Origin of the sequence: Enterococcus sp. AZ194, assembly GCF_051713825.1 — a bacterium.
Taxonomy (GTDB): Bacteria; Bacillota; Bacilli; order Lactobacillales; family Enterococcaceae; genus Enterococcus_K.
Genome location: NZ_JBIOQR010000001.1, coordinates 1,695,811 through 1,709,054, shown reverse-complemented (window position 1 = coordinate 1,709,054; position 13,244 = coordinate 1,695,811). Strand labels below are relative to the sequence as shown.

The window sequence follows — 13,244 nt, the reverse complement described above, 5'->3', positions numbered from 1 at the left end:
AGCCGAATTGGCGAATAATAGTTCTTTCTAATAGAGATTTTATTGCTTAAAGGAAGGAACAATTTGTTTAAAAAAATAGTTTATAAAAAAACATTGATTTGCATCTTCGCCTAAGTCTATTTGGAAAGTCCTTCAGCAATTTTCTCAAGATTCCATTTCATCATCGCATAGTAGCTATCTCCATCCTTTCCTTTTTTGGCAATTGAGTCAGTAAAAATTGTTGAGTAGATTGGAATATTTGTATCTGTTGAGACAGTTTTCATCGGTCGATCGTCTACACTACTTTCAATAAATAAGGAAGGAGCTTTGGTTGTTCGTAGTTTTTCAACTAACTTTTTTATTTGATGAGGTGTTCCTTCCTCCTCCGTGTTGATTTCTCAGATATAGGCGGAGGAAACATCATATGTTCTTGAAAAAATATTTAAAGCCCCCTTCACTGGCTACAATCATTTTTTTATCAACAGAGAGGGTAGCCTGTCAACCGAAATTATTAAAAGAGGTGATTTTCGATAGCGTTTCTAGAACCTAAAAGAACTTTATTGATACTTTTGTATACTCTTAGTAAATTAAAAAAATGGCCTCAAAAAAACTATCCAGAAACTTTTTTCGTGGATAGTCTGAATTTTTTTCTCTTATATTTAGCATATGAGCCAATCAACTAAGCTTAAATGGTTAGTTGTTGCCCAATCATAATTGTATAATCAGATAAACTATTTGTTGCGACAAGTGTATCAACAGTTGTACCAAATGCAGTTGCAATATCCCACAGTGTATCTCCTGATTTAACGGTATAGATTTGACTTTGGTAATTGATTGAAGTGGTGCCTCCTGTCTGATTAGTGACATCATTAGAGTCAGCTGTTTGTGTGTTGAATCCTGATGCACTATCAAAACGAGTTAAATTATAAGTCGCAATCAACCAGTTTAATTTTTCGGCGTAACTAGGATCTGTCGCATAGCGTCCAGTCAAATAAGCCGTTGCATCCAAATAACTAGAGGTTTGACTGAGCCAAGCTCCCGCATAATGATAAGTTCCTGTGGAAAAGCTGACTGAACGTAAAACGTTGGCATGATCTTGTAGAGATTCATAGTAAGAATTATATTGTCTGAAGGGTTCGTTCATGGTCACCCATTGCCCATTGATATATTCTTGTGTCGGCATATAAACACCGGTGTCATAACTGCCTTTGACGCCAAATAAATTATAGTATGGAGCGCTTGATAAGCCAGATGTTCCATAACCACTTTCTAATAAAGCTTGAGCAATCATTACAGACGCATACAAATCATTATTTGCAGCCACCTCTGATGCAGTCCAGCCGATTTGTTCAATAAACGAATCAATGGTACTTGCTGAGGGCGCTTGATAGGTTGTATTAGCTGATGCTTGTTTAACAAAATGCGGCGATGCAAATGAGGCAATCATTAATCCTGTTCCAACTAACGGAACCATTTTTTTTACAGTTAACGGGTGACTGTTCCCTTTGATTTTTTGATGTCTAGCACTGCGCGTTGCGTATTTTTCCACAAAAAACTCCTCCTAATAATTAGAATAAAAATAGTTGAATAATAACAAGTCTATGGGTTTATGCATTACTTATTATAGGCCGGAGAATTTCGAAGTACAAATCTTATGAACGAGAAAAGTCAAATTGTAAAGGGCTTGTAATAAAACTTCTATGAAAATGAAATGAAGTCCTCAAAAAAAAATTAAAAATAAATAACAACAGATTTTATATAAGGCTTCAAATTGGAGTGGTATAACCCCTTCTCTTATGAGAGGGTTTTGCTAATAAAAAGAGGTTAGGACTATAACTTATAACTTGTAAAAGTTATATCCCAACCTCTGTCTTTATCAATTATAGAGTCTTGAATGTAGCTACAACATTATCTACAGTGAAGCCAAATTCAGAAAGAATCTTATCTCCAGGAGCTGATGCACCAAAGTGATCAATCCCAATCATTTTGCCTTCAGTTCCTGTATAACGTTCCCAGCCAAATGAAGAAGCAACTTCAATTCCGACACGTTTTGTTACAGCTTTTGGTAAAACAGATTCTTTGTAAGCCGCATCTTGTGCTTCAAACAAATCAAAACTTGGTAATGAAACAACAGAAACATCTTTTCCTTGAGCGGCTAATTCTTTTTGAGCTGCTACAGCAAGAGCCACTTCAGAACCTGTCGCGATAAGAATTCCCTCAGGTGTTTCTCCTTTTTGTGGAGATAATACATAACCACCTTTAGCGACATGTGTATCAGATAACTCATCTGTTCCTTCTAAAACAGGTAAATTTTGACGACTTAAGACTAAGACAGTCGGTGTATCCGTTGATTCCATTGCAATTTTCCAAGCAGCACGCGTTTCGTTTCCATCAGCTGGGCGAATCACGTGAACACCTGGCATACAACGAACACTAGCCAATTGTTCGATTGGTTCATGTGTTGGACCATCTTCACCAACTGCAACTGAATCATGCGTTAAGACATACGTAACTGGCATGTTTTGAATAGAAGCTAAACGAATTGCTGGGCGTAGGTAGTCAGTAAAGACAAAGAAAGTTCCGCCGTAGACTTTGGTTCCGCCATGTAATTGAATGCCATTCATAGCAGCAGCCATTGCAAATTCACGCACACCAAACCAAATATTTCTTCCTTCATATTGACCAGGCTCGAAATCTTTTTCAGCAGCCACCATTGTATTGTTTGATCCAGATAAATCGGCAGAGCCTCCCCAGAAACTAGGTACAGCTTTTGAAATTGCTTGAATCATATCTTTACTAGACACACGACTTGCTTGACTAGAGCCGATTTCATAGTGCGGTAACTCGTTATCCCAGCCCTCTGGTAATTTTCCAGCAAAGGCTGCTTCAAATTGAGCGGCTAATTCTGGATACGCATGTTTGTAGTTTGCAAACAACTCAGTCCAAGCTTGTTCTGCTTTCTGGCCTTCTTCTTGCATCGTTTCTTTAAAACGTGTTGCCACTTCTTCTGGAACTGTAAAGTCTGGATATTCCCAACCATAAACAGCTTTTGCTACAGAGATTCCTTCATCCCCTAGAGGAGCGCCATGAACCGCAGAAGTGCCTTCTTTTGGTGCGCCATAACCAATGACCGTTTTGACTTCGATTAAAGTTGGTTTATCTGTTTCAGCTTTTGCTGCTTCAATCGCTTTTGAGATAGCCTCTAAATCATTGCCATCTTTCACAAGGATATGTTGCCAGCCATAAGCTTCAAAACGAGCGCCGACATTTTCTGTAAAGGCTTTTGAAGTAGGACCATCTAATGAAATATCATTTGAATCATATAAAACTACTAATTTCCCTAGTTTCATATGTCCAGCCATAGAAGCTGCTTCTTGGGAAACACCTTCCATTAAATCGCCATCTCCACAAAGAGCATAGGTATAGTGATCCATCACGTTAAAATGTTCGCGATTATATGTCGCAGCTAAATGTGCTTCTGACATCGCCATTCCTACAGCCATAGCAATTCCTTGGCCTAGAGGACCAGTTGTTGCTTCAACACCATCTGTATGATGAACTTCAGGATGTCCAGGTGTGCGACTTTCCCACTGACGGAAGTTTTTTAAATCATCAATTGTTACATCGTAGCCAGCTAAATGAAGCATACTATATAACATAGCTGATCCATGTCCAGCAGAAAGAACGAAACGGTCACGGTCTACCCAGTTAGTTGAAGTCGCTGGATTGACTTTCAAATGTTTTGTCCATAATGTATAAGCCATTGGAGCTGCCCCCATTGGTAAACCTGGATGACCTGAATTAGCTTTTTGAATCGCTTCAATACTTAATGTACGAATGGTATTAACACCTAGTTGATCTGTTTTGTCGAACAAAAGAATCCCTCCTGAATTTAGGTTTATTTTACTTTTATCTCCTTCATTGTAAAAGAAAACAAAAGGAAATGCAATCATTATTCGTCTTATTCGCTTTAGTTAGAGCGGTTATGAAGACCTTTTTCTTTTTGAATTTGTTTCAGTTTTTCTGGTGTTACATCTGTTCCATCTGGGTCAACAACTTTCATTCCTTCGATATGATGTTTCATTCCTGAACGAAAGGCACTTAAATATTCTTCTCTTAAGAGCTGTTGTTCTTTTTGTTCAGTTTCTGTTAGCCCTGATTCTTTTTTCTTTTTTGCTAACTCGTTAATACGAGCGAGTTTTTCTTTTGATAACACGTGATACGCCCCCTCTTTTTGCTCCCTCTTTATCTTATTAAAAATTCACAAAAAACACAACAAGAAATAAACGAAAAAAGCGAACGCGTGTTTGATTTTATGCGTTTAATATGATAAACTGAAATCATTAAATGAAAGAAGGTGTGAATCGTGGCCAAGCGAACTGAAACAAGACAAGTTGATATCTTAAAATATATATACGAACAAGTGAACGAAAAAGGTTATCCACCTACTGTGAGAGAGATTGGAGAAGCCGTAAATCTTTCTTCTACATCAACTGTCCATGGACATCTTGCACGATTAGAAAAAAAAGGGTTGATTCAACGAGACCCCACTAAACCTAGAGCAATTGAATTAACTGCGATGGGACTTGAAAAAATCGACATTCGACCAATGACTATTCCCGTTTTAGGAACGGTGACTGCAGGAGAACCTATCCTTGCTGTTGAGGATGCTTCAGATTTTTTCCCTATTCCACCCAACCTTTCTTCTGAGGAAGGTAGCTTATTCATGCTAACCATTCGTGGGGAAAGTATGATCAATGCTGGGATTTTAGATGGTGATGATGTTATTGTCAGAAAACAATCCACCGCTAAAAATGGTGATATTGTGATTGCAATGACTGATGAAGATGAAGCAACTTGCAAACGATTCTATAAAGAAAAGAATTATTTCCGCCTTCAACCTGAAAATGATGAGCTTGAACCAATCATCCTAGATAATGTGTCTGTTCTAGGTTTAGTGGTTGGACTCTATCGAAGCCGTATCTATTAAGCGAATAACGAACGACTGATAATCAGAGATCTTTTGATTATCAGTTTTTTTATAGTCAAAAATACAGACACATTCCTATCCCATGCCTATAAAAAGAGCCGTTTGTTGTTTCATACCTCTCTACTCATCGAACAAATAACTCAGCAATTTATTTAATGGATGAGCTCATAAAAGCAAGTTTATATAGGGGTAAAAAAATATTTTTATCAATTTCGTATTTCTCTCTTTACAAACCGAACAAACATTCGTATAATATAAATACAAACATTTGTTCGTATAAAAAAATAGAGGTGAATATCATGAGAGCAATGCGTCGTTTTGGATTTATTTTATTTGTATTAGTGGTAGGTATTTTATTGGGAAACATCGGCATCCGTTCAGCACTTTTGATCTTGACGCCTTTGTCTATATTATGGTTTATGTTATGGGATGAAAAAAAATATCGTCAATCAGAACGCGAGAAACATTATTACGAAGAACAATATTATGATAGTGAGTATGAAGAAGATAGATATGAGTTTGATTATGAATACCACTATGAGTATAAACATTGATTGTGTTTCTTCTTCACTATTAGGAAAAGATATAAACGAACAAAAAATCCTTTGAGTAAATACGATTTTTTAATCGCCAATTTACCCGAAGGATTTTTTTGAGCTCTATTCTTGTTCAGGTGCATAGAAGATTAATTGCTATTTTCGAGTGTAGGTACCTACTACATTTTCTTTATCTTTATTTATAATTTTGATCGTATCTTTGTCTATCAATTGGATAAAATAGTCCATATCATGCTGAGTTTCATAAGTAATCAGATTGTCTGATGCAACAATATTTTTATACATCTCAGGTTTCTTGCTTAATTGTTGCTGTCTTTTTTTAGTGAGCTCTGCTAATTGGCTTTTAGTATAATTTTTTTCATCAATTATTTCTTTTAGTTCCTCTATGTTCATTTGTTTTTTTAAGTCAGGTCCAGTACCATATTGGGCTAACCCTTGAAATATAGTTTCTAAATATTCGTTAAACAAAGGAGATTCTTCTATTTTTGTTTCTTTTGCTTCCAAGGGGTACCTATCTTGCTTACTTGCTCTTTTTTTTGGTAATTGAAAGTAATCTTCATTTTTCATTATATCTAACCATTCAGAATGTAATGACAGATTTCCTTTTGAATCAATCCTTAATGTCTGCAATTCGAAATCTCCTAGTTGTTCCTCTATCTCATAAAAAACTTTGTCTAACTCATCTTCTGTAGAGGCATAGGAAACTTCTTTCCATTCTCCCGCAATATCTGCGTACGGTCCTCTATTTTTTAGAAAAACAAAATAACCCACAATACTTATAGTTACTAAAACGCTTACTATAGAAATAGTTAAAAAATTTCTTTTTTTCATTTATATCATCCTTTTTATGTAACCAATCAGTTAGATACTATTTTTTGATTGTTGGAAAATGTTTTGTTATGTTATCATTCTTAATTTTTAAAATATCAATTGGTAATCTGTTTAAGAAAAGCTTGAAAGGGACAAAATCATCGTTTTCAGTGACGCTCATTTTATCTTATGGTCTGATCTGTTTCTTGCAAAGACCAAAAGAGGCTGAGACATATGTCCCAGTCTCTTTTTATCCGAATAAACGATGGGTACAGAAGCAACTCCATCTTCACTCCGCCCCATCAATTTCTAAAGGTGGAACACCTTTAGAATTGATGGACTGCGTTCCGCTCTCAACAACTTCTACGCATGGGACATGCTAGAGTTGAAGGTCTTCACTACGTAAAAACCATACTCCGATCTCATCAATCTCTAAAGGTGAAACACCTTAAGAATTGAAGGACGTTGTTCCGCTCTCAACAACTTCTATGCATGGGACATGCTAGAGTTGATGTTGCACAGTACCTACCCGGTTCTCGGAGTGAAACACTTCTGTCCCGACCTCATAAAGTCGTATATCTTAGTATTCCATTAAAGTGATAATATCATGTCCTTCTATTTTGTCGCGGCCATGTAAGTCCATTAGCTCAATTAGAAATGCACAGCCGACAACCACACCACCTAATTTTTCAATTAAATCAATCGTTGCTTTAATCGTTCCACCTGTTGCTAGTAAGTCATCACAAATTAAGACACGTTGTCCAGGTGTGATTGCATCTTTGTGTAACGTTAAGGTATCTGTGCCATACTCTAAGTCATAAGTTACTTCGATTGTTTCACGAGGAAGTTTGCCTTTTTTACGGACGGGTGCAAAGCCTACTCCTAATTCATAAGCAACTGGACAGCCGACGATAAACCCGCGTGCTTCAGGTCCAACAACCATATCAATTTGTTTTTCCTTTGCGTAGTCCACGATTTGTTTCGTTGCTTCACGGTATGCATCACCATTTGCCATAAGTGGTGAAATATCACGAAAGACGATTCCCTCTGAAGGATAGTTTGGAATACTTGCAATATAATCTTTTAAATTCATTTGTTACTCCTCCTACGATTGTAACCAATTTTTGATAGTGGGAATATCACTTAATAGTAAAAATTCCTCTGATTTGATTTGCTTCAACCTTTTTTGATAAAGATGACTCTCGCTAAGTGGCTGATTTTTAGGATCTTCCACTTTGTTTAAAACACCATTTTCTATTGTAACAAATCCTAACTCAAAAAACACTTGAATCATAAAAATTAATAAATTTTGAGGGATTTTTAGAAATTGGGCAATAGAACCAACTTTGTACCGCACATCGACTTGTTTGTGTTGATGGATAAACTTGAACAAGCGTGCGTACTGTTCGCGACTTCCCACCCCATTTAGATAGACTTCTTCAGGTGAAGCGAACAACAAATAGATACGAGAAAAGTCAGCTAGCTGAACAATTTCTTTTATTGTTTGTTGTGTTTCAGGACAGTCAACGAATAACAGCTCTTTTGGTTGTTTATCAGAAATAACCTGCTGCATTTGCTCAATTGATTCAAATACAACAACCGTTTCAGCAACTGAGGTTTGAAGAATTTTTTTATTTTTTTCGGCAAATGTAACATATAAAGCTGAGTCAGCTATCAGTGGTTGTTGCCAGAAGCGTTTGGCCCGCCAATCAAATAGTTGGAGTCCTTCAATCGCGAAATCTTTAACCATTAGTTGAGGTTTTTTTCGACCATTCCATTCATTAATCGAAAGCTCCCCAACCACCTTAAGTCCCTCATTCTCCAGTTCTTGGGATTGCTCGCCAAAACCGAAAGCAATCGCATCTAAATTAGCTGAGTCGTTTGTTAATGTAAATTTTAGATGTTGCTGCTCAGAACCAATTCGTTTAATTTGGCTAGTTGAGATTGTCTGAAATAAAAATTTAGGTAATGGATTATCTGTACCAAAAGGCGCTAATATACGAAGCTGGTGAATGAATTCCACTGAAACCTCTTTAACCGCGAGAATTTCATCAATCGTCAAAGGCACACCCTTCGTTAAATCAATTGATTTTTCCGTGACATATTGATTCATTTGCGCTTGAAGAGAAGCAATATTTTCTGCAGGCATAGTTAATCCAACAGCTGCGTGGTGCCCGCCAAAATGAGTAAATAAATCCTTCATAGAAGAAAGCATCTCATACAGATTGAGTGAATCTGTACTTCTTCCAGAGCCCTTAGCAGAGCCGTCATCTTTAAGTGTCAAAACAATCGTAGGTTTACCTGTTTCATTCATGATTCTACCAGCAACGATTCCTAGAACTCCTTCATGCCATCCCTTTTGCGCAATCAGATGGACTTGGTTTTCAGGCTGGATCATAGCTAAGGCTTCTGTCGTAATTTTTTCAACGATATCTTTTCGCTCATTATTTTTTTGATTTAACAAGGCAGCTAATTTTGCCGCCACTTCCTCATCAAAGGTTGAGAATAGCTCAACTGCAGGATTTGGATCATCAAGTCGTCCAATAGCATTCAATCGAGGTCCTATAGAAAAACCGATCGTTGTTTCTGTCAATTCTTCAGGGTTTACTGAACTTTCTTTGAATAACGCTTCTAAGCCCAATCGTTCAGTATGTTTCATTGCTTCTAGGCCAACTGTTACTAAGGCTCGATTTTCACCGGTTAATGAGACCAAATCAGCAATCGTTCCAATCGCAACAAGGTCTAAAAACTCAGCGGGTGCTTCTTCTAATAAAGCCGTCGCAACTTTATATGCAACACCAACCCCAGCCAAATCACCAAATGGATAATTTCCTTCTGGATGACGTGGATGGACAATTGCGTAAGCTTCTGGAAGCACATCTGGTAGTTCATGGTGGTCTGTGACGATAACGTCAACCCCTTGGTCTTTTGCATAGGCTAAGGCTTCATGCCCAGCAACCCCATTATCCACAGTAATAATTAATTGAATGCCTTCTTCAATCTTTTGTTGATAGAAGTCTTTATTAGGACCATACCCTTGGATAAAACGATTGGGTAAAAAGTACTCTACCTCAGCACCAAGCAGTTCAAGTGTCTCTTTCATAATGGTTGTGCTGGTAATTCCATCTGCATCATAATCACCGTAGACAAGAATTCGCTCGTTTCCAATCACTGCTTGTTGGATTCTGGAAACAGCACGCTCCATATCGTGCATTAAATAGGGATCATGGAGTTGCTCCATTGAAGGAGATAAAAAAACTTCCAATTCTTCTGCTGTTTGAATAGATCGTTGCCAAAGAAGCTTACCTATTAATGGAGATAATCCTCTTTTCTCAATTTCTTGGAGAAAGTCTTTACTCAGTTGTATTTCTTCTGGCAGCTGCCAGTTATAATTTGATTGTTTCACATGCTCACTCCTAACCTAGTAATTATAGCAAAGCCTAGCACGAAAAAAAAGAAAATAAATAAGGTATCAGTAATTCAGTCAATAGTTTAACGGATCTTTGATTTAAACTCTTCACGCCAAAAGCAAGAAACTCGTGATAATTATGAAAAAAATGAGCAAGTTCGTCATGAACCTGCCCACTTTTAGTAGAAGTCTTTCTTTTTTTACTTATCAAATAGCATAAAGTCCAACCTCGTAATTTTAGTTCTTCTATCACTCAATCTAGCAAAAAGGCAATAAAATCTTCATTTAAGATGTTTATTCCATAAAACTGGTTATTATTTTTTGCGATAAGATGACTAGAAGAAAACGAATTTTTCGTTCCTTTAATAAATTTAACTTTTGATTTTATTGGGATATATATAATTGCCTTTTCCTTATTCAATTCGTCTGGTAGTGTATCTAATAGTTCTAAGAATATTTTTGAACCATAGATGAATTCTTCCTCAAATGTTCTCATTTTTGTCGCATCATTGTTCTTAAATAATTCTTCCGTTTCTCTCCCAGTAAGTTGGGAGAAGATTCCTCTAGTCTCATTAGTTAGTTGACTCAGTGAACGATACAAACCGAAGTCACGGGCCTTTTTTGCAATCTTATACAATTCAGTCGACTCTTTTTTATTCTTTTTATACCATTGTATAAATTCTTTACTAGAAGAATTTATGTCTAACCTTTTTTTGATTTGATTATTGTAATGAAAAAGAATGTAGATAAAAGGGAAAACAAAAACAGTGTAAGGATTATTTGTACGAACAATTTGAATCGGTACTAAAAAAACAGAAATTAGAAAAACCCAAACCAAGGCAGTTGAAATTTTATCGAAAATTGCCCAATTTATTTTCTTAGTCTGTGTAGGTTGTTTGGGTTCTATAGAAGACAGAAACTCATTTAATAATTTATTGAGAGTAGGAACGCTAGATTTTAGATACTTTTTTTGGTTAAGTAATTTTTTTTCAAAAGAAATTACTTTTCACTCCATTCTTCGAGAAATATTTTATCTATCCTGAGTTAATAGGTTGCGCTTATTTGTGGGCTAGTTATTGCTGAACAACGCGATTTTCTGCAAGAAATGTTGAACTTTAATTTTGTATGCAATGATGTTTTAGGTAGTAGATATAGTCCCTTTGAAAATGACCAATCCCCTTGTTAAGTACAACATAAATAGTCGTTGCTTTCAATAACTTTCGAAAAAAATAAATAGCAATTGGGATAAGCTAATTTATCCCAATTGCTATATCTTCAGTACTTAATCAAAATAATCTAGGTTCTTCTCTTCTCTGGTGTGTTTTTCCCCATTCAAACTAGCAATCAAAAGTTCTTGTTCTTTGATTTGCGTTTGATAAGAGGCTTCAAGTTTGGCTGTTTGGTTTGTAAAGTCTCGTTGAAGTTTTTCTTTCTCCTCAGCGACTTTTTTATTCATCTCATCTTTATAGATAGCTAATTCTTTTTCTTGTTGTTCGATGGTTTTCCTTTGTTGCCACATGGTTGTTGTAGAGGTTAAAAGTACAATTAAGGCACCAATAATTGCTGAACAAATAAGAATCAAAATTAGTGGTGCTGAAAGCGTCGTAAAACCAAAACTAATACGGACATCAGTGTTATTTAAGACCGCAAAAATAACAATAATCAAGACTAATAAGAAGCCTATAAAGACCCGCCACTGCTTTTTCATTTTTGTTACCCTCCCTTATTTTTTATTAAAAATTCCACCGGCTAGATAGTCGCCAAGCTGTGGGAATAAGGTATAAAAACGCGCGGCAATCTCCATAACTGCTGGCTGGTTAATCTCGCGTCTTGGCCGTTGCATCGCACGAACGATAGATTGGGCTAGTTTTTGTGGCTCCAAAACAATCAACCCCAATTTATCAAGATAATCTCCACTAGGATCCGCCTTATCAAAGAACTCTGTTCGGATAGGACCCGGATTAACAGTTGTAACGGATACGTTAAATGGTTTCATCTCTAAACGTAACGCATTGGAAAAACCAAGCACAGCAAATTTTGTCGCCGAATAAACGGTTGATTTAGCTGTTGCCATTTTGCCTGCCATTGAAGCAACATTAATGATATGACCTTGTCTGTTTTCTGCCATTTGAATTGCGACTTGTTGAGTCAAGGTCATCATGCCTAAGATGTTAACCTCAAACATGTTTCGTGCTTTTTCTAAATCAAAGGTCAAAAAGTCTTCGAAAATACCGAAGCCAGCGTTATTAACTAAGACATCGATTGGTCCTACCTCAGCTTGAACTTTTTCTAAGAGTGAAAAGACGCTGGTCGGATCACTGACATCTAATTGAAAGGCATGCGCTTCTCGTCCACTCAACTGTGTACACTGTTCTTTGACTTTGCCTAATAATTGAATTCGTCTCGCGCAAGTCACGACGATAGCCCCTTTTTTGGCAGCCTCGTAACAAATTTGTTCACCTAGACCAGCTGAACCTCCCGTGACTAACACCACTTTATTTTCTAAATCCATTCCTTACCCCTCCTAGCTTATAAATGGAATATCTATAATGTCAAAATCTTTAGCCATTCTTGTATTAGGGAAAATTTCTTTTGCTTCATCTTCAAGCGCTTGTGCTTCTTTTCCTAGATAGCGTGCACTGATATGCGTAATCACTAACAGGTGAACCCTTGCTTCAATAGCTGTCTGAGCTGCCTGATGAGTCGTTGAATGGAAATAATTCTTAGCCATACGTGCCTCATGTTTGTTAAATGTGCTCTCGTGAACTAAGACTTGACTATCCTTGGCTAATTCAACAGCCGCTTCCGTTTGTCGAGTATCGCCTAAAATAGTTACGATTCGCCCTTTTTTGGCTACTCCTTGAAAGTCTTTTCCATCAATGACACGGCCATCCTCAAGTGTAACCGTTTCTCCCCTCTTTAATTTACCATAAATCGGTCCAGCAGGGATTTCTAATGCTCGCAGTTTTTCAACTTGAAGCTCGCCATCGTGGTCATGCTCCACCACTCGATAACCAAAACTTTCAATTCCATGATCTAATCGTTTACAAACCACCGAAAACTGTTGGTCAGAAAAGAGAACGCCCTCTTCTTCTATCTCGATAAATTTTAGCGGATAGCCGAGTCTCGTCTGAGAAATAGCCAGTGAGGTCCGTATATATTTTTCAATTCCTTTAGGGCCGTAAATCTCTAAAGGACTTCCTCCTCCTTGAAAAGAGCGGCTACTTAATAAGCCTGGTAAGCCAAAAATATGGTCTCCATGAAGATGTGTAATAAATATTTTTTCGATTTTTCTTGGTCGAATCGTGGTGCGTAAAATTTGCATTTGTGTTCCTTCACCACAATCAAAGAGCCAAACCGCATTTCGTTCATCTAAAAGTTTCAAAGCGATGCTACTCACATTGCGATGTTTTGCAGGAACGCCTGCACCTGTACCTAAAAATTGTAATTCCATAATTAAACCCGACTTTCTTTTGACTTCTCTCTAATTTTAGGTGAA

At 36.9% G+C, this 13,244-nt stretch carries 12 protein-coding genes and 1 pseudogene; 2 read left to right on the top strand and 11 right to left on the bottom strand.

Translation table 11 applies throughout. The features are described 5' to 3' along the window. Positions 1-116 precede the first annotated feature (116 nt). The 4 genes and pseudogenes from IGI37_RS07955 to IGI37_RS07940 form a co-directional block, all read right to left on the bottom strand. Positions 117-456, bottom strand: a pseudogene (locus IGI37_RS07955) (metal ABC transporter solute-binding protein, Zn/Mn family); the annotation flags it as partial. Positions 457-664: 208 nt separating this feature from the next. Beyond that, positions 665-1,528 carry a glucosaminidase domain-containing protein gene (locus IGI37_RS07950; RefSeq protein WP_438761065.1) on the bottom strand — a complete coding sequence of 288 codons (864 nt, stop codon included), beginning with the start codon at positions 1,526-1,528 and terminating at the stop codon, positions 665-667. Between the two features lie 331 nt (positions 1,529-1,859). Continuing rightward, the gene (tkt, locus tag IGI37_RS07945) at positions 1,860-3,854 is read right to left on the bottom strand and encodes a transketolase (RefSeq protein WP_438761064.1); all 1,995 of its coding nucleotides are present in this window, start codon (positions 3,852-3,854) and stop codon (positions 1,860-1,862) included. Positions 3,855-3,949: 95 nt separating this feature from the next. Beyond that, positions 3,950-4,195: a DUF896 family protein gene (locus IGI37_RS07940; protein WP_438761063.1), complete on the bottom strand. Its 246-nt coding sequence runs from the start codon at positions 4,193-4,195 to the stop codon at positions 3,950-3,952. A gap of 150 nt (positions 4,196-4,345) precedes the next feature. On the opposite strand from IGI37_RS07940, the gene lexA reads away from it, so the two are divergent. Next, a complete protein-coding gene (gene lexA, locus IGI37_RS07935; RefSeq protein ID WP_438761062.1) occupies positions 4,346-4,969 on the top strand; it encodes a transcriptional repressor LexA in 624 nt (207 codons plus the stop codon). A gap of 299 nt (positions 4,970-5,268) precedes the next feature. Next, positions 5,269-5,523 (top strand): hypothetical protein, encoded by a 255-nt coding sequence (locus IGI37_RS07930; RefSeq protein WP_438761061.1) that lies wholly within the window; start codon positions 5,269-5,271, stop codon positions 5,521-5,523. Between the two features lie 138 nt (positions 5,524-5,661). On the opposite strand, the gene IGI37_RS07925 is transcribed toward IGI37_RS07930, so the two are convergent. From IGI37_RS07925 to rnz, 7 genes are all read right to left on the bottom strand, one after another. Continuing rightward, complete coding sequence (locus IGI37_RS07925; protein ID WP_438761060.1) at positions 5,662-6,357, bottom strand: hypothetical protein; 696 nt, start codon at positions 6,355-6,357, stop codon at positions 5,662-5,664. A gap of 559 nt (positions 6,358-6,916) precedes the next feature. Further along, a complete protein-coding gene (locus IGI37_RS07920) occupies positions 6,917-7,429 on the bottom strand; it encodes an adenine phosphoribosyltransferase (RefSeq protein ID WP_438761059.1) in 513 nt (170 codons plus the stop codon). A 12-nt stretch (positions 7,430-7,441) separates the two neighbouring features. Then, positions 7,442-9,742: a single-stranded-DNA-specific exonuclease RecJ gene (recJ, locus tag IGI37_RS07915; protein WP_438761058.1), complete on the bottom strand. Its 2,301-nt coding sequence runs from the start codon at positions 9,740-9,742 to the stop codon at positions 7,442-7,444. Positions 9,743-9,998: 256 nt separating this feature from the next. Beyond that, the gene (locus IGI37_RS07910) at positions 9,999-10,382 is read right to left on the bottom strand and encodes a hypothetical protein (RefSeq protein WP_438761057.1); all 384 of its coding nucleotides are present in this window, start codon (positions 10,380-10,382) and stop codon (positions 9,999-10,001) included. A 645-nt stretch (positions 10,383-11,027) separates the two neighbouring features. Next, complete coding sequence (locus tag IGI37_RS07905) at positions 11,028-11,453, bottom strand: lipopolysaccharide assembly protein LapA domain-containing protein (RefSeq protein WP_438761056.1); 426 nt, start codon at positions 11,451-11,453, stop codon at positions 11,028-11,030. A 15-nt stretch (positions 11,454-11,468) separates the two neighbouring features. Next, positions 11,469-12,257: an SDR family NAD(P)-dependent oxidoreductase gene (locus IGI37_RS07900; RefSeq protein ID WP_438761055.1), complete on the bottom strand. Its 789-nt coding sequence runs from the start codon at positions 12,255-12,257 to the stop codon at positions 11,469-11,471. 12 nt (positions 12,258-12,269) lie between these two features. Then, positions 12,270-13,199, bottom strand: a complete 930-nt coding sequence (gene rnz / locus IGI37_RS07895; protein ID WP_438761054.1) for a ribonuclease Z — start codon at positions 13,197-13,199, stop codon at positions 12,270-12,272. Positions 13,200-13,244: the final 45 nt, after the last annotated feature.